General features: G+C 71.2%; 19 protein-coding genes. 12 read left to right on the forward strand and 7 right to left on the reverse strand.

Translation table 11 applies throughout. The features are described 5' to 3' along the window. Positions 1 to 258: 258 nt before the first annotated feature. Complete coding sequence (locus tag CU044_RS33515) at positions 259 to 1,314, forward strand: methyltransferase domain-containing protein (RefSeq protein ID WP_240045995.1); 1,056 nt, start codon at positions 259 to 261, stop codon at positions 1,312 to 1,314. Here the strand turns inward: CU044_RS33515 and CU044_RS33520 are convergent. Beyond that, positions 1,296 to 1,979 (reverse strand): response regulator, encoded by a 684-nt coding sequence (locus tag CU044_RS33520; protein ID WP_193564147.1) that lies wholly within the window; start codon positions 1,977 to 1,979, stop codon positions 1,296 to 1,298. The two genes, CU044_RS33515 and CU044_RS33520, sit on opposite strands and share 19 nt — an antisense overlap. Before the next feature lie 149 nt (positions 1,980 to 2,128). Between CU044_RS33520 and CU044_RS33525 the strand changes: the two genes are divergently transcribed. From CU044_RS33525 to CU044_RS33545, 5 genes are all read left to right on the forward strand, one after another. Continuing rightward, positions 2,129 to 3,112, forward strand: a complete 984-nt coding sequence (locus CU044_RS33525) for a tripartite tricarboxylate transporter substrate binding protein (protein WP_129772522.1) — start codon at positions 2,129 to 2,131, stop codon at positions 3,110 to 3,112. Continuing rightward, positions 3,112 to 3,693, forward strand: coding sequence for a tripartite tricarboxylate transporter TctB family protein (locus CU044_RS33530; protein WP_129772827.1), 582 nt, complete (start codon positions 3,112 to 3,114; stop codon positions 3,691 to 3,693). Before CU044_RS33525 ends, CU044_RS33530 begins: the two co-directional genes overlap by 1 nt. A 3-nt stretch (positions 3,694 to 3,696) precedes the next feature. After that, on the forward strand, positions 3,697 to 5,211 hold the full coding sequence (locus tag CU044_RS33535) for a tripartite tricarboxylate transporter permease (RefSeq protein ID WP_129772523.1): 1,515 nt from the start codon (positions 3,697 to 3,699) through the stop codon (positions 5,209 to 5,211). A gap of 129 nt (positions 5,212 to 5,340) precedes the next feature. Further along, positions 5,341 to 6,501 (forward strand): methyltransferase domain-containing protein, encoded by a 1,161-nt coding sequence (locus CU044_RS33540; protein WP_129772524.1) that lies wholly within the window; start codon positions 5,341 to 5,343, stop codon positions 6,499 to 6,501. A 117-nt stretch (positions 6,502 to 6,618) separates the two neighbouring features. Further along, positions 6,619 to 6,993, forward strand: coding sequence for a GntR family transcriptional regulator (locus CU044_RS33545; protein WP_030354975.1), 375 nt, complete (start codon positions 6,619 to 6,621; stop codon positions 6,991 to 6,993). 66 nt (positions 6,994 to 7,059) lie between these two features. Here CU044_RS33545 and CU044_RS33550 read toward each other — a convergent pair whose 3' ends face one another. Beyond that, the gene (locus CU044_RS33550; protein WP_129772525.1) at positions 7,060 to 8,169 is read right to left on the reverse strand and encodes a DUF5925 domain-containing protein; all 1,110 of its coding nucleotides are present in this window, start codon (positions 8,167 to 8,169) and stop codon (positions 7,060 to 7,062) included. Between the two features lie 457 nt (positions 8,170 to 8,626). Here CU044_RS33550 and CU044_RS33555 point away from each other — a divergent pair, with 457 nt between their 5' ends. Together CU044_RS33555 and CU044_RS33560 are read left to right on the forward strand one after the other, a co-directional pair. Further along, a complete protein-coding gene (locus CU044_RS33555; RefSeq protein WP_129772526.1) occupies positions 8,627 to 9,436 on the forward strand; it encodes an SGNH/GDSL hydrolase family protein in 810 nt (269 codons plus the stop codon). Between the two features lie 245 nt (positions 9,437 to 9,681). Next, entirely contained in the window at positions 9,682 to 9,945 is a 264-nt protein-coding gene (locus CU044_RS33560) for a hypothetical protein (RefSeq protein WP_129772527.1), read from the forward strand. A 320-nt stretch (positions 9,946 to 10,265) separates the two neighbouring features. Here the strand turns inward: CU044_RS33560 and CU044_RS33565 are convergent, their stop codons facing one another. Next, on the reverse strand, positions 10,266 to 11,048 hold the full coding sequence (locus tag CU044_RS33565; RefSeq protein WP_129772528.1) for an ABC transporter permease: 783 nt from the start codon (positions 11,046 to 11,048) through the stop codon (positions 10,266 to 10,268). After that, positions 11,045 to 12,085: an ATP-binding cassette domain-containing protein gene (locus CU044_RS33570; protein WP_129772529.1), complete on the reverse strand. Its 1,041-nt coding sequence runs from the start codon at positions 12,083 to 12,085 to the stop codon at positions 11,045 to 11,047. The genes CU044_RS33565 and CU044_RS33570 overlap by 4 nt, the downstream gene beginning before the upstream one ends. A 64-nt stretch (positions 12,086 to 12,149) precedes the next feature. Here CU044_RS33570 and CU044_RS33575 point away from each other — a divergent pair, with 64 nt between their 5' ends. Further along, complete coding sequence (locus tag CU044_RS33575; protein ID WP_129772530.1) at positions 12,150 to 12,896, forward strand: TetR/AcrR family transcriptional regulator; 747 nt, start codon at positions 12,150 to 12,152, stop codon at positions 12,894 to 12,896. Positions 12,897 to 12,911: 15 nt separating this feature from the next. Here CU044_RS33575 and CU044_RS33580 read toward each other — a convergent pair whose 3' ends face one another. Continuing rightward, positions 12,912 to 14,123, reverse strand: coding sequence for a type ISP restriction/modification enzyme (locus tag CU044_RS33580; protein WP_129772531.1), 1,212 nt, complete (start codon positions 14,121 to 14,123; stop codon positions 12,912 to 12,914). An 848-nt stretch (positions 14,124 to 14,971) separates the two neighbouring features. On the opposite strand from CU044_RS33580, the gene CU044_RS33585 reads away from it, so the two are divergent. From CU044_RS33585 to CU044_RS33595, 3 genes are read left to right on the forward strand one after another with little or no spacing between them, the layout of a single operon-like run. Further along, a complete protein-coding gene (locus CU044_RS33585; protein ID WP_205124134.1) occupies positions 14,972 to 15,340 on the forward strand; it encodes a hypothetical protein in 369 nt (122 codons plus the stop codon). A 1-nt stretch (position 15,341) separates the two neighbouring features. Continuing rightward, entirely contained in the window at positions 15,342 to 16,034 is a 693-nt protein-coding gene (locus CU044_RS33590; protein ID WP_240045996.1) for an ABC transporter ATP-binding protein, read from the forward strand. Beyond that, on the forward strand, positions 16,031 to 18,592 hold the full coding sequence (locus CU044_RS33595; RefSeq protein ID WP_129772533.1) for a hypothetical protein: 2,562 nt from the start codon (positions 16,031 to 16,033) through the stop codon (positions 18,590 to 18,592). Before CU044_RS33590 ends, CU044_RS33595 begins: the two co-directional genes overlap by 4 nt. Before the next feature lie 171 nt (positions 18,593 to 18,763). On the opposite strand, the gene CU044_RS33600 is transcribed toward CU044_RS33595, so the two are convergent. Both CU044_RS33600 and CU044_RS40130 read right to left on the reverse strand, forming a co-directional pair. Continuing rightward, positions 18,764 to 19,714, reverse strand: a complete 951-nt coding sequence (locus CU044_RS33600) for a GNAT family N-acetyltransferase (RefSeq protein WP_240045997.1) — start codon at positions 19,712 to 19,714, stop codon at positions 18,764 to 18,766. 215 nt (positions 19,715 to 19,929) lie between these two features. Further along, entirely contained in the window at positions 19,930 to 20,484 is a 555-nt protein-coding gene (locus CU044_RS40130; RefSeq protein WP_193564134.1) for a hypothetical protein, read from the reverse strand. Positions 20,485 to 20,596: the final 112 nt, after the last annotated feature.

Genomic DNA, 20,596 nt, shown 5'->3' on the forward strand with positions numbered 1-20,596 from the left:
CCGGACGACAGCCAGTCGTGCCACCAGGGAGATCGCGCATGAGCCACGCCGAGAGCGGGATGCCGAGATCTCCCGCCAAGCCTGGTGGTCCGCTGATCGGAGACAAGCCTTCCAAGGACGGGGCGGGGCCGACGCCTCCCCCCAAGCACAAGTAGGCGGGCGCTGTGACCGATGCGAAGACGGCACGGATGGCGATGGTGTCGGCGCTCGAAGAGGCCGGCACTCTCCACTCCGGGGTGGCGGGACTCGTTCCTCGGTGTGCCCCGCCACCTCTTTCTCCCGGACGTCTTCTGGGCGACGGAGGACGGCGGGGACGCGGAGTGCGCGGCATCGCGGGACGCGGACCGGTGGATGCGGCTGGCGTACAGCGACGTTCCGATCGTGACGCAGTGGGACGACGGTGAAGGAGACGGCCGCGAGGTGCCCACGTCCTCGGCGTCCATGCCCACCATGGTGGCGGCCATGCTGGGCGACCTGGACGTCGAAGTGGGCATGAGGGTCAGGGAGATCGGTACGGGGACCGGCTACAACGCGGGGCTTCTCGCGCACCGGCTGGGCGACGCCAATGTGACCACGGTCGAGGTGGACGGCGGCGTTGCCGCGAGGGCTCGGCGGGTGCATCGCGATGCCGGGCTGCGGCCGCGGGTCCTCCACGCCGACGGCGCCGGAGAGTCACTGCCGGCAGAGCGTTCCGACCGGCTCATCGCCACCTGTTCCGTCCTGCGCGTCCCCGGTGCGTGGATCAGGCAGTGCAGGCCAGGTGGAGTCATCGTGACTCCGGTGTCCACACTGTTCGGCGACGGCGCGATCGCCCGGCTGGTCGTGGGCGGGGACGGCTCGGCCTCGGGCGCGTTCACGCGTTCCTCCGCGTTCATGCGGCTCCGGCGGCAGAGGTACCGGGCCCCGTCCGTGGACGACTATCTGCCGGGTGAGTGGCCGGGTGACGCTCCGCGCGCGTCCACGTCGCTCGACCCGGAGACGTTCCGGGGCAGCTGGCTGACCTTCCTCCTCGGGCTGCTGGTGCCGGACCTCTACTACCGGCGGTCGCCGGAGGGCGGTGGCTGGACGTGGTGGCTCTTCGACACGGGTGTTACCTCCTGGGCCACGGTGGACTCCGTACGGGGCGCCGAGTCGTTGGAGGTCCGTCAGTCGGGACCGCGTCGGCTCTGGGACGAGATCGAGGCGGCCCACCGCTGGTGGGTCGCGCGAGGACGGCCCGGACTTGAACGGTTCGGGCTCACCGTCACGGCCGACGACGAGCACCGGGTGTGGCTGGACGACCCCCGGCGACGCGCTCAGGCCCGCCAGCGGTAGCGGCGTTCCGGGCGGCCCGTGCCGCCGTAGCGGAGGGTGATCTCCGCTCGGCCCGTGGTCGCGAAGTACTCCAGATAGCGGCGGGCGCTCACCCGCGACAGGGCGCCCGCCTCCGCGCACTCCGTGGCCGAGAGGCCGTCCGCGTGCTCGCGCAGGACGCGTTCGACCAGGTCGGCGGTGTGCGGGGCCAGGCCCTTCGGGAGGCCGCGGCTGCCGGGCGGGCGGGTGCCGAAGATGTGGTCCACGTCCTCCTGGCGCGCCTCGCCCAGGCCGGCCAGGCGCGAGCGGAGGGAGGCGACGTGGCGCAGCTGCTCCTGGAGCGCCGCCTGGTTGAAGGGCTTGATCAGATAGTGCAGGGCGCCGGCCCGCAGCGCGGCCCTGATCACGCCCGCGTCCCGCGCGGCCGTGATGAACAGGGCGTCGACGCTGTTGGGTCTTCGGTCCCGTTCCTCCGCCGCCCGCAGCTCGCGCAGTACGGCGATCCCGTCCATATCGGGCAGATAGATGTCGAGCAGGACCAGGTCGGGCCACAGCCGCTCGGCGGCGCGCAGCGCCTCGGCACCGCTGTGGGCCACCCCGACGACCGAAAACCCGTCCATCGCGGACACATAGCGGCTGTGCAGCTTCGCGACCATGAAGTCGTCGTCCACCACCAGCACTTTCATCACGCCGACACGCTAGGCGGCGACCACAACGACCACAACGTCCGTTGATTCCGGAAGAGAGACAGCTTGTTAACGCGAAGGCAACATGTGGCCCACTTCACAGCTTTTCGCGCACCTCTCCGCGCACAGCACTCCGAAAGGCGGCACACGTGCGATCGCGCACCCCCCTGGCCCTGCTCGGGTCGGCGCTGCTGGTGCTGGTGGGGCCGCCGCTGCTCTCCTCGGGCAGTGGCGCCGACACCGGTACGCAGATCCCCGGCCTGCGCTTCATGGTCCCCAACACCCCCGGCGGCGGCTACGACATCACGGCCCGCACCCTGGCCAAGAACGCCGAGGACGCCGAACTGACCCACAACATCGAGGTCTTCAACCTGCCCGGGGCCGGCGGCACCGTCGGGCTCACCCGGCTCGTCGGCGAGCACGGCAACGGCAAGCTCGCGATGTCCATGGGGCTCGGGGTGGTCGGCGCCGTCCACACCAACAAGTCGCCCAAGACCCTCGCCGACACGACCCCGATCGCCCGGATCACCGAGGAATCGGACATCGTCGTCGTCGGCAAGGACTCCCCGTTCAAGACTATCGACGACCTGCTGACGGCCTGGAAGGCCAACCCGGCCAAGGTGCCGGTCGGCGGCGGATCGGCGCCCGGCGGGCCCGACCATCTCGCCCCCATGCTGATGGCGGACGCCGCGGGCATCGCCCCGAAGACGGTCAACTACATCCCGTTCGACGGCGGCGGCGAACTCCTCGCCTCGATCCTCGGCAACAAGGTCGCCTTCGGCGTCTCCGGCCTCGGTGAATACCTCGACCAGATCGAATCCGGTGAGCTGCGGCTCCTCGCGGTCACCGGCCCCGAGCGGATCCCCGGCCTGGACGCCCCCACCCTGCGCGAGTCCGGCCTCGACACCGACTTCACCAACTGGCGCGGCATCGTCGCCCCGCCGGGCATCTCCGACGCCGAGCGCACCAAGCTTCTCGCCTTCTTCGAGAAGCTCCACGACTCGCCCCAGTGGCGGGACTCCCTCAAGAAGAACGGCTGGGACGACGCGTTCCTGACCGGCGAGAAGTTCGGTGACTTCCTCGCCGAGGAAGACCGCCGCGTGGACTCGGTCCTGAAGGAGCTGGGACTGTGATGTCACCCACCGGCACGCCGGAAACACCGAACGAGCCGCACACGGCGACCGAGCCGCGGGCAGCCTCCGGAACACCGGACTCCGGCGCCCGCTCCTGGCTGCGCGAGCACTCCGAGATCGGCGTCGGACTCCTCCTGCTCGTCCTCGGTGTCCTCGTCCTCACCGACGCGCTCACCATGAACGTCGACATCGCCCAGCGCGGCCCCGTCGGCCCCAAGACCGTCCCGGTCGTCGTCGGCTTCGGCCTGATCGCCGTCGCCGTACTGCTCACCCTCGACGTCCTGCGCGGCGGCCGGGGCGAGGCGGAGGGCGGCGAGGACATCGACCTCGCGGAGCCCAGCGACTGGCGGACCGTCCTGCTGCTCGCCGGTGTCTTCCTCGGCAACGCCGTCCTGATCGGCCCGCTCGGCTTCCCGATCTCCGGCGCCCTGCTCTTCTGGGGCTCGGCGTACGCGCTCGGCAGCCGCCACTACCACCGTGACCCGCTCATCGCCGCGGGCCTCGCGCTGGTCACCTACTTCGTCTTCAACAACCTGCTCGGTGTCCCCCTCCCCGGTGGCCCGCTGATGGGGGTGCTGTAACCGATGGACTCCCTGAACTCGCTCATCGACGGCTTCGGTACGGCGCTCACGCCGATGAATCTGCTCTGGGCCGCGATAGGCGTGCTGCTCGGCACGGCCATCGGGGTCCTGCCCGGCATCGGCCCCGCCATGGCCGTCGCCCTGCTGCTCCCCGTGACGTACGGGCTCGAACCGACCGGCGCGTTCATCATGTTCGCCGGTATCTACTACGGCGCGATGTTCGGCGGCTCGACCACCTCGATCCTGCTCAACACCCCCGGTGAGAGCGCCGCCGTCGTGGCCGCCATCGAGGGCAACCCGATGGCCAAGGCCGGACGGGGAGCGCAGGCGCTCGCCGCGGCGGCCGGCGGGCACTTCGCCGGCGGCATGATCGGCACGATCCTGCTGGTGGTCCTCGCGCCCACCGTCGCCTCGCTCGCGGTGGACATCGGCGCCCCCGACTACTTCGCGATCATGGTGCTGGCGTTCATCGCCGTCACCTCCGTCCTCGGCTCCTCGCGGATCCGCGGACTCGCCTCGCTGCTCATCGGACTCACCCTCGGTCTGGTCGGCCTGGACCAGATGACCGGCCAGCAGCGGCTGACCTTCGGCTCGCTCCAGCTCGCCGACGGCATCGACGTGGTCATCGTCGCCGTCGGGCTCTTCGCGATCGGCGAGGCCCTCTGGGTCGCCGCGCACCTGCGGCGCTCCACGGGCGAGGCCATTCCGGTCGGCCGCCCCTGGCTCGGCAAGAAGGACGTCGGCCGCACCTGGCGGCCCTGGCTGCGCGGCCCGCTCATCGGCTTCCCGTTCGGCGCGATCCCGGCCGGCGGCGCGGAGATCCCCACGTTCCTCTCGTACGTCACGGAGAAGCGGCTCTCCAAGCACAAGGACGAGTTCGGCAAGGGCGCCATCGAGGGCGTGGCGGGACCCGAGTCCGCGGCCTCCGCCTCGGCGGCCGGGACGCTGGTCTCGATGCTGACCCTCGGTCTGCCCACGACGGCCGTCGCCGCCGTGATGCTGGCCGCCTTCCAGCAGTACGGCATCCAGCCGGGACCGCTGCTCTTCGAACGCGAACCCGACCTGGTCTGGGGCCTGATCGCCTCGCTCTTCGTCGGTATGGTGCTGCTGCTCGCGCTCAACCTGCCGCTCGCACCGGTCTGGGCCAAGCTGCTGCGCATCCCGCGCCCCTATCTCTACGCGGGGATCCTCTTCTTCGCGGCCGTCGGCGCGTACGCGGTCGGCGGGGAGGCGCTGGACCTGGTCATCCTGCTGATCATCGGTCTGATCGGCTTCGGTATGCGGCGGTACGGACTGCCGGTGCTGCCGGCCGTGATCGGCGTCATCCTGGGCCCGGCCGCCGAACAGCAGCTGCGGCGCGCGCTCCAGATCAGCGACGGAAGCGTGTCCGGACTGGTCAACACGCCGTTCTCCGTGACGGTGTACGCGGTGATCGTGCTGCTGCTCGCCTGGCCGGGGGTGAAGAAGCTGATCGCGCTGCGCCGCGACCGCGGTGACCGCAGCGATGTGACGGTGTGACCGGCGACGACTGACGCACGGCCGCACCCTCCTCCGCCCCGCGACCGCCACTCCGGTGGCCGCGGGGCGGCGGCGCGTGGTCCGCGGGAGGTCAGGGGCGTTGTCAGTGGTGGGTGCCACCATCGGAGCATGACGACGATCGACTGGGACTCCCTCGCCGACTCCTTCGACCAGGAGCCCGATCACGGGCTGCTGGACCCCGACGTCCGCGCCGCCTGGGCCGCCCGGCTGGCGGACTGGCTGCCCGGGGCTCCTTCCCGGGTGCTCGACGTCGGATGCGGTACGGGGAGCCTGGCCCTGCTCGCCGCCGAGCGGGGCCATCGGGTCACGGCCGTCGATCTCTCGCCCCGCATGGTGGCTCTGGCCAGAGCCAAGCTGGCGGGTACGGACGCGGAGGTGCTGGTCGGCGACGCGGGACGGCCGCCGGTGGGGGAGCGCACGTTCGACGTGGTCCTGGCCCGCCATGTGGTGTGGATGCTGCCGGATCCCGAAGAGGCCCTGCGGCACTGGGCGTCGCTGCTGCGACCGGGTGGCCGGCTGGTGCTGATCGAGGGGGTCTGGTCCGGCACGGGCGGCCTGCCCGCCGCCCGGCTCACCGCCGCCCTGGCCCCGCTCACCGAACGGGTCCACCATGAGCGGCTCTCCGCCGACCCCGCCCTCTGGGGGCGCCCGGTGGACGACGAACGGTACGCGCTGATCGCCCGGTCGGCCCCGCCCCGGCGCCATACCGAGGTGGTCGATGTCCATCTGATCCTGCGCAGGGGCGACGAGGTCCTGCTCGCCCGCCGCTCCGGCACGGGATACGGGGACGGCCTGCTCAACGGCCCCTCCGGACATGTCGAGCAGGGCGAGGACGTCCGTACGGCCATGATCCGTGAGGCGCGCGAGGAGACCGGCGTCGAGCTGACCCCCGCCGATCTGCGCGTCGCGCTGGTCATGCAGCACCGGGGACCGGCCGGACAGCCCCGGATCGGCTGGTTCTTCGAGGCGGGGTACGGCGCCGGGGGCGAGCCGTACAACCGCGAGCCGGAGAAGTGCTCCGGCCTCTCCTGGCATCCGCTGTCCGCGCTCCCGGACGATCTGGTCGCCTACTGCCGCGCGGGACTCGACGCCTATCGCGCCGGCGAACGCTTCGTCATCCACTGGCACGAGGACGACGATCCGATCGCCCACACCCCGGGCACCCCGGACCGGTCGGTCATCCTGCCGGCCACCGTCGCCGCCTCCGTCGCCGAAACCGGCACCGGCTCGGTCACTGACACGGCCATCTCCGGGAGCTCGGAAGCGTAGGACCGTTGGCCGGGTACCACCGGGGCGCCGCCCCTTACGCGCCCCGCTCCCGTCGCGTTCCGGCCACCCCTGCCGTGTACCGCACGGTGGCGGTGGGTCGTGGGGGAGAATCGATTCGTGACCTTGAAGATCGTGATCGACCCGGCCGCCACGACCGCACCGTACGAACAACTGCGTACCCAGATCTCCGCGAAGGCACGGTCAGGCGCGCTGCCGGTCGGATACAGACTCCCGACCGTGCGGGGGCTCGCCGAGGAGCTGGGGCTGGCCGCCAACACCGTCGCCAAGGCATATCGCGCGCTGGAGACCGACGGGGTGATCGAGACCCGGGGCAGAAACGGTACGTTCGTCGCCGCCGCGGGGGAGGCCGCCGAGCGGGAGACCGCGGCAGCCGCGCGGGCCTACGCGGAGCGCGCCCAGCGACTGGGGCTCGGCCGGGCCGCCGCGCTCGCCGCGGTGGAGGAAGCGGTACGGGCCGTCTACGCCAGATGACCGGAAACGGCACGGCCGGCCGCCGGGCCGGCGGGTGACGGGCAATCGGGCGCCGGACGCGGGACGTCAGAGGTAGAGGCCCGCGTCCTCGCCCGTGTGCTGGGCCGGGACCGACGCCGGGCCGGTGCCGCGGCGCAGCGCGTACAGCTCCGCCAGCGTCGCCCCCTCCCGGCCGACCGCCGTCTCCCAGTCGCCGTCCTCCCTGCTCAGCCAGGACAGCGCCTCCGGACGGGTCAGTGAGCCGACCTCGATCCTGGCCAGACAGCGTCCCGGTCTGACCACCGCCGGATGCAGCCGCTCCAGGTCCTCGTTGGTCGTCACCCCCACCAGCACGTTCCTGCCCTGGCCGAGCAGTCCGTCGGTGAGGTTCAGCAGCCGCGAGAGTGCCTGTCCCGCCGTGTGCTTGGCCTCGCCGCGGATCAGTTCGTCGCAGTCCTCCAGGAGCAGCAGCCGCCAGCGGCCCTTTGCCGAGCCGTCGTCCTCGCCGATCGCGATGTCCATCAGATAGCCGACATCGTTGAAGAGCCGCTCGGGGTCGAGCACACAGTCCACCTGGCACCAGTCGCGCCACGAACGGGCCAGCGTGCGCAGCGCGGACGTCTTGCCGGTGCCCGGCGGGCCGTGCAGCAGGAGCAGCCGGCCCGCGATGTCGTCCGGGGTCACCTTCATCAGCCGGTCCATCGCGTCGGCCACCGGCGCGGTGTAGTTGGGCCTGACCTCGTCCCACGTACCGGCCGCGATCTGCCGGGTGGTGCGGTGCGGGCCGCGGCGCGGTGAGACGTACCAGAAGCCCATGGTCACGTTCTCGGGCTGCGGTTCCGGCTCGTCCTGCGCGCCGTCGGTCACCTGGTGGTGGATCTTCTCGGCCAGTTCCGAGCTGACCGCCGTCACCGTGACATCGGCGCCGCGGTTCCAGCGGGACACCAGCAGCGTCCAGCCGGCGCCCTCGGCGAGCGTCGCGCTGCGGTCGTCGTCGCGGGCCGAGCGCAGCACGGTCGCGTCCGGCGGCAGCAGCGTCACCCCCGTTCTGACCCGGTCGATCGTGGAGCTGTGGGAGTGCGGCTGCTCGCCCGTGGCGAAGCGGCCGAGGAACAGCGCGTCGACCACATCCGAGGGCGAGTCGCTGTCGTCGACGTTGAGCCGGATCGGCAGGGCGTCCTGAGGCTTGGCAGACATGTCGCCCATGATCCGGCACAGGCGCGGCCGATGCACGGTGTTTAGCCCTGTGGCGGCGACCGGACAGGGCCTGGCGACCGAACGCGCCGGAGCTCGCTCCGCGCGCCCGCACCCGCGGCCACCCCCTGCCGCGACCCGCTCCGGAGGTCAACGCGACTCCTGGGCCCTCCCCTTGGTCCGCACGTGCGAGAGACCGGTGCGGGTGGCTGTACGACGGCATTGATCACGGGGGCCCTGTGGCAAGACCTGGAACGTAGGTGCGCTTTTCGCTTCTTTGGTCGTACATCGCCGGTCGATTCCGTAACCCCTTCGATCGGATCTATTCGAATGGGGGCGAAGCGTGCGCTTCTGATGCTCCGGCCGGAAGCCTCATGGAATGTTCTTGGCATGAACACTTCCAGTGAAGTGAACTGCCTGGTAACTAAGTTGAGGCAGCAATCCTGCTAGGAGAGGTCTCATGAAACTGTCCCGCATCACAGCGTTCTCGTCCTCGCTCCTTCTCGGCGCCGTCCTCGCTCTCACCGGAGCCGCCACGGCCCAGGCCGCGGACTCGGCGGCAGCCGTCGACTATGTGGCGCTCGGCGACTCGTACTCCTCCGGCGTCGGTTCCGGCAGCTACGACAGCGGGAGCGGCAGTTGCAAACGCACCCCCAAGGCGTTCCCCGCGCTCTGGGCGGCCGCGAACGCACCCGCCTCGTTCGCGTTCACCGCCTGTTCCGGCGCCCGTACGGGTGATGTGACCGCCAGTCAGCTGGGCCCGGTCAACTCGGGAACCGATCTCGTCAGCATCAGTATCGGCGGGAACGACGCCGGTTTCGCCGACGTGATGACCACCTGCGTGCTCCAGTCGGAGGCGACCTGCCTCAGCCGGGTCGCGCAGGCGCGCGCGTTCGTCGACGGCACCCTGCCCGGAAACCTCAACTCGGTGTACTCGGCGATCAGATCCAAGGCGCCGTCGGCCCGGGTGGTCGTCCTCGGGTATCCGCGCTTCTACCAGCTCAACGGCACCTGCACCTCAGGGCTGAGCGAGAACGAGCGCGCCGCGATCAACAGCGCCGCCGACTACCTCAACACGGCGACCGCCAAGCGGGCGGCCGACTATGGCTTCACCTTCGCCGATGTCGCCGGGGCCTTCACCGGACATGAGATCTGCTCCGGCTCGGCGTGGCTGCACAGCGTGAACTGGCTCAACATCGGCGAGTCGTACCACCCCACCGCCGCCGGTCAGTCGGGCGGCTATCTGCCGGCCTTCCGCTCGGCGGCCTGACACCCGGACGACGAGGGCGGGGCCGGTCGCCGGGGCCTGGAGAGACCCGGAACCGGCCCCGCCGCACGCTGCGGTCCTCGATGCGGCGAAGTGTCCAACTCGCCCTGAAATAAGATGGATCGGGCGGTGGCGGTCGCTACCCGTACGGGTGTGGTCCGTCGCAAAGGCGGTATACACGGGTGTCCCGGTGGGGCGATAGGGTTAACCTGCCCGGGCCGGGTGCCCTCGTACGGGTGGGGAGTGAAATGGAACAGATAACGGTGCACAGCAGGGCGCGAGTCCCTGCGATCACATGCGGGAGCGGCGCGTCCAGTTCGCGCCTCGACCGACATCTCTCGGTGCTCGGCGGACCCGCCGTGCCACAGCGGGAGACGGCCGAGGCGACGCTGCTGATGCGCGAGCTGACATCGCGTGATCGCTCGGAGGCACAGGGAAGCAAGGGTGCGCGCGTCTCGCTCTTCGCGCCGCTGCGGCGGCTGCGCCGCACGCTGTTCGGCAGCCGCCGCTGATCCTCACGGTTCCATGGCGCCGGCGCGCCAACACCGTGAGCGCGTGACCGCCTCACGGCGTTATGGCATGCCTGAGCGCGTCCGGGTCTTCCCGAACGCGCTCGGGTGATCACGCCGTCCGGCGCAGTGCCGCATCCAGTCGTCCGTCATCCCCAGCGGGCCCGCAGCAGTGCGCCGGAGCGTTCGCCCGGTGCGTGACCCTTCCTCACCTCACCTCACTTCTCCTCACCTCTTCCTCGGATCTCCTCGAAGCGGTGGTCCCGGCCGGTGCACCCACTCCCCGGCACCGGTCCGGGCCGGCCGCCCCGGCCTTCTCCGCCTCAGGCGTCGCTTCGGGCGTACCGCCGGACCGCGAGCGGGACGAACAGGGCGAGGAGCAGCAGCGACCAGAACAGCGATCCGGCCACCGGATGCGCCACCGGCCAGGCGGCGTCCGCGGCCGGCGCGGCATTGCCGCAGAGATCGCGGACCGCCGCCGCGAGCGCGCTGATCGGGTTCCACTCCGCGACCACGCGCAGCCAGCCGGGCAGCCCCTCGGCCGGGATGTACGCGTTGGAGAGCAGCGGCAGAACGAATGTCGCGGCGCCGAGCTGACCGGCCGCTTCCTCATTTCGGATGAGCAGCCCGAGATACGTACCGACCCAGTTGGCCGCGAACCGGAAGAGCAGCAGCAGTCCGAGGGCGCCGAGCGCGCCGAGGACACCGCCCTCGATCCGCCACCCCACCGCGAGCCCCACCAGCAGCAGCGGCACCATCCCCGCGGCCGTGGTCAGCAGATCCGCCGTGGTCTGCCCCAGCGGTACGGCGACCCTGCTCATCGGCAGCGTCAGAAACCGGTCCATGACCCCGCGCTGCACGTCCTGCGACGCCTGGAACATCCCGGTCATGACGCCGCCCGCGGCCGTCGCGGCGAGCAGCCCCGGCACGAGATAGGCGCGGTACTGCTCACCCGGCATCGCCAGCGCGCTGCCGAAGACATAGCCGAAGAAGAGCAGCATGTTGACCGGCATGGCCTGGGTGAGGATCACCACGCCCGGGGCGTGCCTGATGCGCTGGAGGTGGCGTCCGAGGACGGCACCGCTGTCGTACGCGAGGGTGCTCATGCGGCGTGCTCCTTGTCGTGTCGCCCGCCGTCCCGCCGGGCGGATGGCTCGTCGTGCCGGTGGGGCGCTCGGGGGTCCGTACGGTCGGTCAGCCGCAGGAAGACCTCGTCGAGCGTCGGCGGACGCAGACTGGCGTCGGCCACCGGCACCCCCGCCGCGTCCAGCTCCCGGACGAGCCGGGGCAGGGTCAGCGCCGGGTCCTTCGCCACGGCCCCCGCGGTGCGGCGCTCCCGGTCGAGCGCGGGCTCGGCACCGGTCAGCCGGTCGAGTACGGCCGCCGCCGCGAGGATCGCCGTCTCCGCCGCCGTCTCCGTGGCCTCCTCGGCGAGGACGACCTCCGCGTACGAGCCGATGAGCGCCTTGAGTGCGGCCGGGGTGCCGCGGTGTGCGGCCCGGCCCCGGTCGATCAGCACGATGTCGTCGGCCAGCCGGTCGGCCTCCTCCAGGTACTGCGTGGTCAGCAGGATCGTGGTGCCCAGGCCGGCGAGTTCGCGAACGGCCCGCCAGATCTGGTTGCGGCTGTGCGGGTCGAGCCCGGTGGTCGGCTCGTCGAGGAAGAGCACCCGGGGGCGGGTCAGCAGACTGGCGGCCAGATCGAGCCGCCGCCGCATCCCGCCGGAATAGGTCCGGGCCGGCCGGTCCGCCGCGTCCGTCAGTTCGAACCGCTCCAGGAGCTCATCGGCGCGGGCCCGGCCCGCGGCGCCCCTGAGGCGGAGCAGCTTCGCGAAGAGCCGGAGGTTCTCCCGGCCCGTCAGCTCGCCATCCACGGAGGCGTACTGGCCGGCGACCCCGATCGACCGGCGTACCGCGCGCGGATCGGCGAGGACGTCGTGCCCGGCGACCAGCGCGGTGCCCGCGTCGGGGGCGGTGAGGGTGGTCAGGATTCGTACGGCGGTGGTCTTGCCCGCGCCGTTCGGCCCGAGCACCCCGCAGACGGTGCCCTCCGCGACGGCCAGATCCAGGCCGCGAAGGGCGTACACATCGGCCCCGTAGCGCTTCTCCAGACCTTCACTAAGTACGGCGTACGTAGTTGTCATGCGGTCCACCGTAGCGCACTACGTACGTTGTACGTAACTAAGATGGTGGACGAGGTGATGATCGATGGCGGGGCGACCTGCTGAACCCGAAGTGATCTGGGCACGTCCCGAGCGGTCAGGACGCGGTCCCAAGCCGGCCTTCAGCCGCGCCGATATCGCGGCGGCGGCCTGCCGTGTCGCCGACACGGGCGGCCTCGACGCCGTCACCATGCGCCATGTCGCCGCCGAACTGGGCTGCGGCACGATGTCGCTCTACAACTACGTGCCGCGCAAGGAGGATCTGTACGAGCTGATGGTCGACCGGGTCGCCGGCGAGTACGACCTGCCCGAGAAGCCGTCCGGTGACTGGCGGGCCGATCTGACCGACCTTGCGCACCGCGCCCGAACGATCATGCACACGCATCCCTGGATGGCGCGGCTGATGTCGGCGGTCTACGGATTCAGCCCGAACACGATGCGGTACCTCGAATACAGCCTGACCTGCCTGGACGCCATCGACGCGCCCTACGGCGAGAAGATGGAGCTGGTGGCGATGGTCAACGGTGTCGTGACCACGTATGTCGCCAACGAGCTCCAGACGGCCGAGCGCACCAAGTCCCTGCCGTGGTCCGCCGAGCGGGAGCACGCCATACGCATGGCCTACCTGGGCCGGGAGATCGCGTCGGGCCGCTATCCGCGCATGGCGGCGGCGTTCGCGGAGGACTCGGGGCCGATCGACATGGAGGCCGTCTTCGACCGGGCGCTCGCACGGGTCCTGGACGCGTTCGACACCCGGCGGCCGGAGACCTCCCCCCGGCCGGAGACCCCCTGAAGCGGGCCGCCGAGGTCAGATCAGCGCGAACTGGCCTTCCGGCCCCTCCTCGTGGTGGTCCAGTACGGAGGCCGGCCGCCGCGCCGCCGCCGGGACCGGCAGGACGCCCGCTGCGCGCAGCTCCGCCGTACCGATCGCCGGACCGGACCCGGGCAACTCCGCCTGGAGCGGCCGGAGTTCCGCCAGGAGCGCCAGGACCGTGATCAGTTCGAGCAGCTCGGAGGTCCACTCCCGCGGCCACTCCGACGGGCCGACCGCCGCCAGCGTGCCCGGCTCCGGACGCGCGGTACGGCGCTCGAACCACAGCTCCAGCGTCCGTACGCCGCTCACCGTGAAGTCCCATGCCCCGGCCGGTACGGGCGAGATACGGCCCGAGCCGAGCCGGAGCACCTCGTCCGCCGGGTCGTACTCGATGTCCTCCGGCCGGGCCGGAACGGCGGCCCGCACATAGGGGCGGCGGCCACCGGGCAGCCGGGGCCGCTCACCGCCGTGTGCCCCGCGCAGCTGGATCCGGACCATCCGCCGCCCCAGCTCGACCCCGGAGGCCCAGACGGCGGGGTCGGCGGTCAGCGGGACCGCGCAGCCGGCCGGGGTCCCGACGGCGACCGCCACGGCCCAGGCGAGCAGCTCCTCGGCGGTGACCCGCTGGCCGTACCGCGCGGCCAGCAGGGCGGTCAGCCCCGGGGCCAGATTGGGTTCCACGCCGCCGGGCCTGCGGTAGAGCGGCCGGATCCTGCCCGGCCGCCCGGCCGGCGAACGGCCGTCCGGGAGCACCGCGCCGACCAGCAGCGCGGGCCCCGCGGCCCCCGGTACGTAACCCTGCTCCACGGCGAAGACCTGGTGGTCGTCGGCGACCCGCCACAGCTCGGGGCGGGCCGCGTCGATCAGCCGGTGGTCCGGGATCAGCCACTGCTCGTCGAACGGTCCGTGGAGCACCCGCACCGGCTCGGGGCAGCGCCCCGACTCCCGCGCGAACCGCCCGGTGCCGGTGGCCCGGCCGGGCAGCGCGGCGACCGCGCTGTTCGGCGTACGCGCCCGGGTCGGCCCGAACAGCGCCTCGCGCTCGGCGCCCTCGGCCCGTACGAGCCGGTCCCAGCGGGCGGTGAGGGAGGGCCGGTCGGGGGCGAGGACCCACTCCCTGCCGAACCGCAGCGGGGGCGTCGACCACGGCATGAGATCGCTCAGCAGGGGGCTCCCGTCCGTCGCCCCGGACCGCGTCGCCGTCATGCGGACCGCCCCTCCCGTCGGTCTGTGCGCCCTGGACCCTGTCGGCCAGGGCCCGGACGAGTAAGTCCGAGCCGCATGCTATCGGCCACCGCGAAGGGTCCGCCGAGGGAGGCTTCGGGGCACTTCGGACGTACCTGTCTCCCGGCCAGGTGCTGTCCAGGCGGGACTTCCGCAACACGCGCTGAGCTTGTCGGCAGCATCGGGAGTCCGCCCAGTTCTGGTGGCAGTTCGCGGCGGGGGCCGGCAGCAGGACAGCCGCCTACTGCCTGCACCTGCACCACCGCCACCTCCAGGAATTCCGGGAGGCCCGGCACTGGTACCAGCAGGTGACCGCCCCGGCGACACACTCGACGCACTCGGAACCACTGGACGAGGCGTTCATCGAGGGCCTGGGCCGTCGCCCGCTACGTCCGCCATCACGGCTCCGCCGCCACTGACCTGGACCCGCATACAGCAAAGGAGCCCCGCTCCGGCCACGGCTACCAGGCCACAGACCGGAAGGGCTCCCTGCGCGAGGCCCCTGCCGCAAAGAGGAGCATCTCCATGCACCATATTTGCCGTCGTCCCGTACCGCGCAAGATCCCCACCTCTTTGTAATGGCGGGTCGGGGTACGGGTGACGGTGCGCATCGATCGAGCCGCGCTGATCGGCGGCACGGTACGAAGCGGGCCGCGCGCCGTGGAGTGCCTTGGCCGACATAGCATCTAATTGGCCAAATTCCAGCATGGTTGACCAGTTTCCGACAGGTGTGTCCGTTGACTCGTGATCACGACCATGAACATGATGTCCACCGCCGAGCGCTACCCTTCGAACACGCTCGGATCCAGCGAGTCATTACGGGAGAGACTGTGAGAGCCAAGACGGTCATAGCATCGTTGACGATTACGTTCGCGGCCCTGTCGATGTCGCCCTCCGTGGCGAACGCCGCCCTGAGCGAGTGCTCCGGAAGCAACATGTGCATGTGGGGCAACAATGACTTCATGTGGCTGATCGGCGAGCGTGCCCACGGAAGCACTTCCTTCGTGAACCTGACCGGGGACAAGAACGACCAGATGGACTCGTGGGCCAACCTCTCCTCGCGGTACGACGGGTGTATGACCGGAGCCGCCAACGGCGCTGGTGACAAGCAGGGCATGGCCAGGGCCAGCAACGACAACAACGTGTCCCCCCTGAACAGCGACGAAGTGACGTCCTGGCGTACCAACGGCGGTTGTTGAGTTGACCGAGGCCGTGGATGCCGCGCTGATCCGGACCAATGCGGTCTGCAAGACCTACCGCTCCGAGGTGGAGACGGTGTGGGCGGCGCGCGATGTGGACTTCGTTGCCCGGTCCGGTGAGTTTGTGTGCATCTACGGCGCCAGCGGGTCGGGGAAGTCGACTCTGCTCAACCTGCTGGCCGGCCTGGACCTCGCCGACTCGGGCGAGATCCGGGTCGGCGGCGTCGAGGTGGGTACCGCCGACGAGGAACGCCGGGCGGAACTGCGGCTGCGTACGGTGGGTGTCGTCTTCCAGGATCACAACCTGATCCAGGAGTTCACCGCCGTCGAGAATGTGGCGCTGCCCCTGGAGGCACTCGGTCTGCCTGCCGAGCGGGCCCGCTCCGAAGCCCTGGAGCAACTGTCGCGGGTCGGCCTGGCCGGCCTGGAGGACCGGATGCCCTGGCAGATGTCCGGCGGCCAGCGGCAGCGTGTGGGAGTGGCTCGGGCGCTCACGGGACAGCGCAAGGTACTTCTGGCGGACGAGCCGACCGGGGCGCTGGATTCGGCGGCGACCAGGGAACTGTTCTCCCTGATCCGTGAGTTGTGCGACGAGGGGGTCCTGGCCGTGGTCTGCTCGCACGACCCCCGATGCAGGGACTACGCCGACACCGTCTATGAGGTCATCGACGGCCGGCTGGAGGCCCGCTCGTGAGCTCCGGAACCGAGCCGATCCTGGGAGAACCGCGTCTCGCGTTCCGTCTCGCCCGGCGGCTGGCGCGCTCGCGGGCGCTGATCCGGTCCACCTCGATGGTGTTCGTCGCCGCGTTCTTCGTCATGACGATGTTCATCGTCCTCAAGACGCTGTCGTTGTCGGGGACACAGGTGGCCGATCGGGACATGGGCCGCTTCGACGCCTCCGTGGGGTATGGAAGTATCCGGATCCCTCCCGGGGACGACGCTTTCACCTCTGCGCTGCGGGAGCGGATGCAGGGTGCCGGGGTCACGGACGCGCAGGTCATGCTCAGTGTCTTCGACCTGCAACTGAACACCACGCCCGCGCGCAAAGTGACGATGCTGGAAGGCGACTGGACCTCCAGCCCCTATCCGAAACGCTACGAACTCCAGTCCGGGCGGTGGCCGAGCCGTCCGGGTGAAGTGGTCGTCACCGAGGCCGACGACGTGAGGACCGCGCCGGGCGAGGCACTGACCGTCCTGGGGGACGTACGTCTCACGGTGGTCGGCACGGCCGACGATCGCTACGCCGACACATCGAACCTGTTGGTCGCATCCCGCACGTGGGCGACACTGGCAGGGGACCTGAACGAGCGTCATCCCCTGCTGGGGGCCCAGCCCTTCCTCCTGTGGTCCGGGGCCGAACCGAAGGCCGCCGTCGACGCCTTCACCACCGCCATCCGCGACTGGGAGAAGGAGAAAGGCAACACCGTCGAGGCAGGTTCCGCAGCTGCCGCCGACACGCTGTCCTTGCGGACAGAACTCGGCGCGGAAGGGATGTGGATCGACAAGACCCCGGCCGGATACACGGTCCCGGCGCTGCTGGTGCCAATTGGCGCGGTAATGCTGATGTTCGGGCTCAACGACCGGCGCTTCAGGCGCACGGTGGGCACCCTGACCGCCCTCGGCGTCCCGCGCCGGACGGCCGCGGCCGGGATCACCCTGGCCGCCCTGTTGTGGTCGTTGATCGCGGCGGCGGCAGGCGCTCTGGCGGGCTGGGGAGGGGGAGCGGCTGCCCGTCTCCTCATCGCCCACCTGCGCGAGCGTCCGGCCGGCCCTGTCGAAGGACTCACCGATCCCGTCCTGCGCCTGCTCGTCCTGATCGTGCTCGCCTCCGTCGGCGCGGGGCTGACCCTGACCCGCACCCGCCGCCACCCCGTCACCCGACGCCACGAGAGGGCGGAACGCGACAGCGCCACGGCCCCGGCCACAAAGACCGCCCGTCGCCTGCGAGACGGCCGGCAACTGCTTGCCCTGGCTGCCTGGTGCGCCATCGGTGTCTACGCCGCACGCGTCGAATCCCCCGCCATGGCCATGATGCTGGTCGGTGTCGTGACCGTTGCCGTACTGCTGGTCATCCCCGAAGCATTCGCCCTGCTGCTCCGGCTCCTCCCGGAGCGGGGTCCCCGCCTCCGCCTCGCCCGACGACAACTGGCCGCCGACTCACGCCGGGCCTGCGCCGCCCTGGCCGTACTCACCGTGCTCTTTGGCACGTCCCTGGGCTTCCTGGCCCTGCTGGATACACTGCTGCGCACCGCGGACGCCCAGAACCACCCCGACGTCCAGCCAGGTCAGGTCCTGCTGGCCGGTAGCTCCAGTGACCGCGACGCGCCGTCCGAGGACGTTGTGCGGGCCGCCGAGAGCTCCGGCGTCCTCGAGGGCCTCCCCCGCTTCGAGGTCGCTCCCGTCGACACCATCGACGAAGACAAGACGACCACACGCTCGGCCACCCGGCCGGGGAAGCACACTATTTTCCTCGCCGTGGATTCCCCGGCGAACGCCGAACTGCTGCTCGGACGCCCCCTCGACCGTGCCCAGGCATCCACACTGACCGGCGGAGGGCTACTCATCTGGGCGGACGCACCCGACGCACCGACCGGCACCGCGGCACGCACCGAACTTCTCATACAGGAGAACGGCGAGATCCTCGGCCGCACCTCTGCACTGCCCGCCACCACAGTGGAAGCCGCACCCTCGGGCTGGCGAGCCGGCACGGACGGCATCATGCTCCGCTCCACCGCTCTCACCCAGCGTCTCCCGCTTCAGGAGCCGGGCCCGGTGATGGTCACCGGCATCTCGGACAAGGAGGCCGAGACAGTCCAGCAGGCGGTCATCGACGCCGGGCTCGACGCACGCGCAGTCCGGATCCACGTACCACCCCAGCCCGCTGTTCCCCCAGCCGCGCTCCTTGCCACCGCCGCCGCGCTGGTTCTCCTCGTCCTGGTCACGGTGCTGACCGCCGTCCGCGGACAGACCCACGCCCTCCGCGGATACCTGGCCAGCCTCTCCGCGCTCGGCCTCCCCCACGCCTGGGCCCGGCACATCCTGCTCTGTCAGCACGGCGCTCTCATCGCCGCCAGCACCTTCCTCGGCCTGGTCATCGCCCTGATACCGACCGTGGTCATCGCCAACCGGATCTCCGGCTTCGTCCTGAGCGTCCCCTGGGGACAACTCGCCATCCTGCTCGCGGCGATCTACCTCGCCGCCGCCCTCGCCGCCACCCGCTCCGTCCTCCGCCTTCGCGTCGTGGGGAAATGAAGCCGGGCCCGGAGGAGGCCAATCGGCGTGAGGCCGCCGCGTCCGCGTAGGCGCCGGAACGGTCGCGGCAGATGACCTCGACCTGCGGATGTCGGGCCGGCCAGGGGGCGAGCGTGGCCGTGTCCCGTTCGGGCAGCAGGTCCAGGACCCGGTGGGTCTCGGCGTCGATGATCACGTCCCGTGGACGTGCCCCCGGCGGAGCGCGAAGTCGTCCACACCGACGGCCCGCGGCGCGATGCCGGGTGGACGAATTTCCGGCCCGGCACACGAGAAGTCGTACACCGAGAAGTCGGTAACCGGGCGGTATCCGATCCGCTGGTAGAGGCCGTTGCTGGTGGGGTTGGCCAGGTCCGCGAACAGGAGGACCTCCGCCGTGCCTGCGGCCAGCGCGGCCCTACTCACCTCGACCGTCGCGGCGCCCGCGTAACCGTGGCCGCGTAGGTAAGCCGGGGTGTAGACCGGGGCCACCCGGACCTGGCCGGCGACCATCGGGGTCACGCCCGCCATCGAGGCGGGGTCGCCGTCCGGGGTTTCCCAGAGCGTGACGCGTCCTTGCGCGATGCGTGTATCCGCCCATGAGCTGTTGTCCGCAGCGGGGGTTCCTCCGATGGCCGTGATGAACTCACGGTGCCAGAGCATGAGTTGCTCGCGGTCCTGCTCGCCCGCGACTCGGCTTCGGCCCTCCGGGAGTGGCTCTGGTGGTGTGAGCGTGCCGAGGCGGTACAGACGCTTCCGCTCGTGCAACGTCGGCGTCGCGCCCGTGTGCCGCGCCCAGGCATCGGCGAAGGCGGTGGCGGTGTCGTGGTCCGCGTTGACGCCGGGGAGGCGGTGGCCGAGGCGGGCCAGGTGGGCGGCGAGGGTATCGGCCTCCTCAGGGGTGAGGGAGGTGAGGTACGGGCGGCGGGGCGGGGTGCGGAAGAAGGCCGCGCGGACCTCGCCCGCCCGCTCCAGGCTGCCGAAGATGGGGGCTTCGGCGCCGTACGCGTCCGCCCCGCGCGTACGCAGTGCCTCGGTCACCGTCAGCGGGACGGTGTGCAGGGCAGGGCGCGAGCGCAGGAAGTCCGCGGCCCGGGCGAGAAAGCCGTTGAGGTCTTCGGTGAGGTGCCAGCCGTCCGGACGCATGCCTCATGATCCCTCGTGCTGTCGGCGTGCGCCCGCGGTTTTCCGCTGGGGCGAGACGGCAGGGCCTCGTGGATCAGACACCGCTCGCAGCACGAGGAGGACGGGAGCGGTCCGCTGTCCCGAGGTGGGATCGTAAGCGGCCCAGCCGATGACGTCCCTTTGACAGGGAAGCCAGTCGCCCCAGGTCATGGCGCTGCCGCCGACCAACTTCACTGTCAAAGGACACATGCTGTCCGAACTCGTGGACAGAGCCTGAAGATCGGTGATCGGCGCCTGAGCGGCTTTCGCCGGTCCGACGCCGGCTGTTCTCCCCGGGCCCGGTGCTCGGTCCTTGCCCGCAAAAGGACGGCCCCGATCAGACATATCTGGTCGGGGTCGTAGCGCGTGTGTGACCGCCTGGGCGAGGAGCGGTTGGAGCGCTGGTCGAGGCCGTTCGGGAGTGGGCCGGCGAGAGCGAGTTCGTCGGCGGCCCGTACGGGGTCGGCGAAGGAGACGGCGAGGTTGAGACGGACCTGCGTCATGGCGCGCTCGCCGGCGGCGCCGTGCTGTTCGGCCTCGGCGCGGCCGGCTTCGAAGGCGGCGATGGCGGCGGTGGTGTCGGCCTGGGACCAGTGGATATCGCCGAGGACGCGGTGGTGGCGGCCTTTCCAGCCGAGGGTGGGGGACGGCGGCAGGGCGGTGGGGAAGTCGCCGGCCAGGCGGGCCAGGTTGGCCAGGCCGCGGCGGGCCCGGGGCGCGAGCCGGCCGTCGGCGTCGGCGGCCTGTCGCATCCCGGCGCGGCGGCGTCGTTGTGGCCGAGGTCCTTGTGGGCCTTGGCCCGGTAATCCCGGTAATAGAGAGCCATCTCGGTCAGCTCGGCGGGCAGCAGGCCGGTGTCGTTGT

The sequence above is a fragment of the Streptomyces sp. L-9-10 genome (assembly GCF_004151105.1).
Classification (GTDB): Bacteria; Actinomycetota; Actinomycetes; order Streptomycetales; family Streptomycetaceae; genus Streptomyces.

Excerpts from the sequence above, each read along its gene's own strand:
- CU044_RS33520 (WP_193564147.1), bottom strand. The coding sequence starts at position 1,979 with ATGAAAGTGCTGGTGGTGGACGACGACTTCATGGTCGCGAAGCTGCAC.
- CU044_RS33530 (WP_129772827.1), top strand. The coding sequence starts at position 3,112 with ATGTCACCCACCGGCACGCCGGAAACACCGAACGAGCCGCACACGGCG.
- CU044_RS33535 (WP_129772523.1), top strand. The coding sequence starts at position 3,697 with ATGGACTCCCTGAACTCGCTCATCGACGGCTTCGGTACGGCGCTCACG.
- CU044_RS33540 (WP_129772524.1), top strand. The coding sequence starts at position 5,341 with ATGACGACGATCGACTGGGACTCCCTCGCCGACTCCTTCGACCAGGAG.
- CU044_RS33550 (WP_129772525.1), bottom strand. The coding sequence starts at position 8,169 with ATGTCTGCCAAGCCTCAGGACGCCCTGCCGATCCGGCTCAACGTCGAC.
- CU044_RS33555 (WP_129772526.1), top strand. The coding sequence starts at position 8,627 with ATGAAACTGTCCCGCATCACAGCGTTCTCGTCCTCGCTCCTTCTCGGC.
- CU044_RS33560 (WP_129772527.1), top strand. The coding sequence starts at position 9,682 with ATGGAACAGATAACGGTGCACAGCAGGGCGCGAGTCCCTGCGATCACA.
- CU044_RS33565 (WP_129772528.1), bottom strand. The coding sequence starts at position 11,048 with ATGAGCACCCTCGCGTACGACAGCGGTGCCGTCCTCGGACGCCACCTC.
- CU044_RS33570 (WP_129772529.1), bottom strand. The coding sequence starts at position 12,085 with ATGACAACTACGTACGCCGTACTTAGTGAAGGTCTGGAGAAGCGCTAC.
- CU044_RS33575 (WP_129772530.1), top strand. The coding sequence starts at position 12,150 with ATGGCGGGGCGACCTGCTGAACCCGAAGTGATCTGGGCACGTCCCGAG.
- CU044_RS33580 (WP_129772531.1), bottom strand. The coding sequence starts at position 14,123 with ATGACGGCGACGCGGTCCGGGGCGACGGACGGGAGCCCCCTGCTGAGC.
- CU044_RS33600 (WP_240045997.1), bottom strand. The coding sequence starts at position 19,714 with ATGCGTCCGGACGGCTGGCACCTCACCGAAGACCTCAACGGCTTTCTC.
- CU044_RS40130 (WP_193564134.1), bottom strand. The coding sequence starts at position 20,484 with ATGCGACAGGCCGCCGACGCCGACGGCCGGCTCGCGCCCCGGGCCCGC.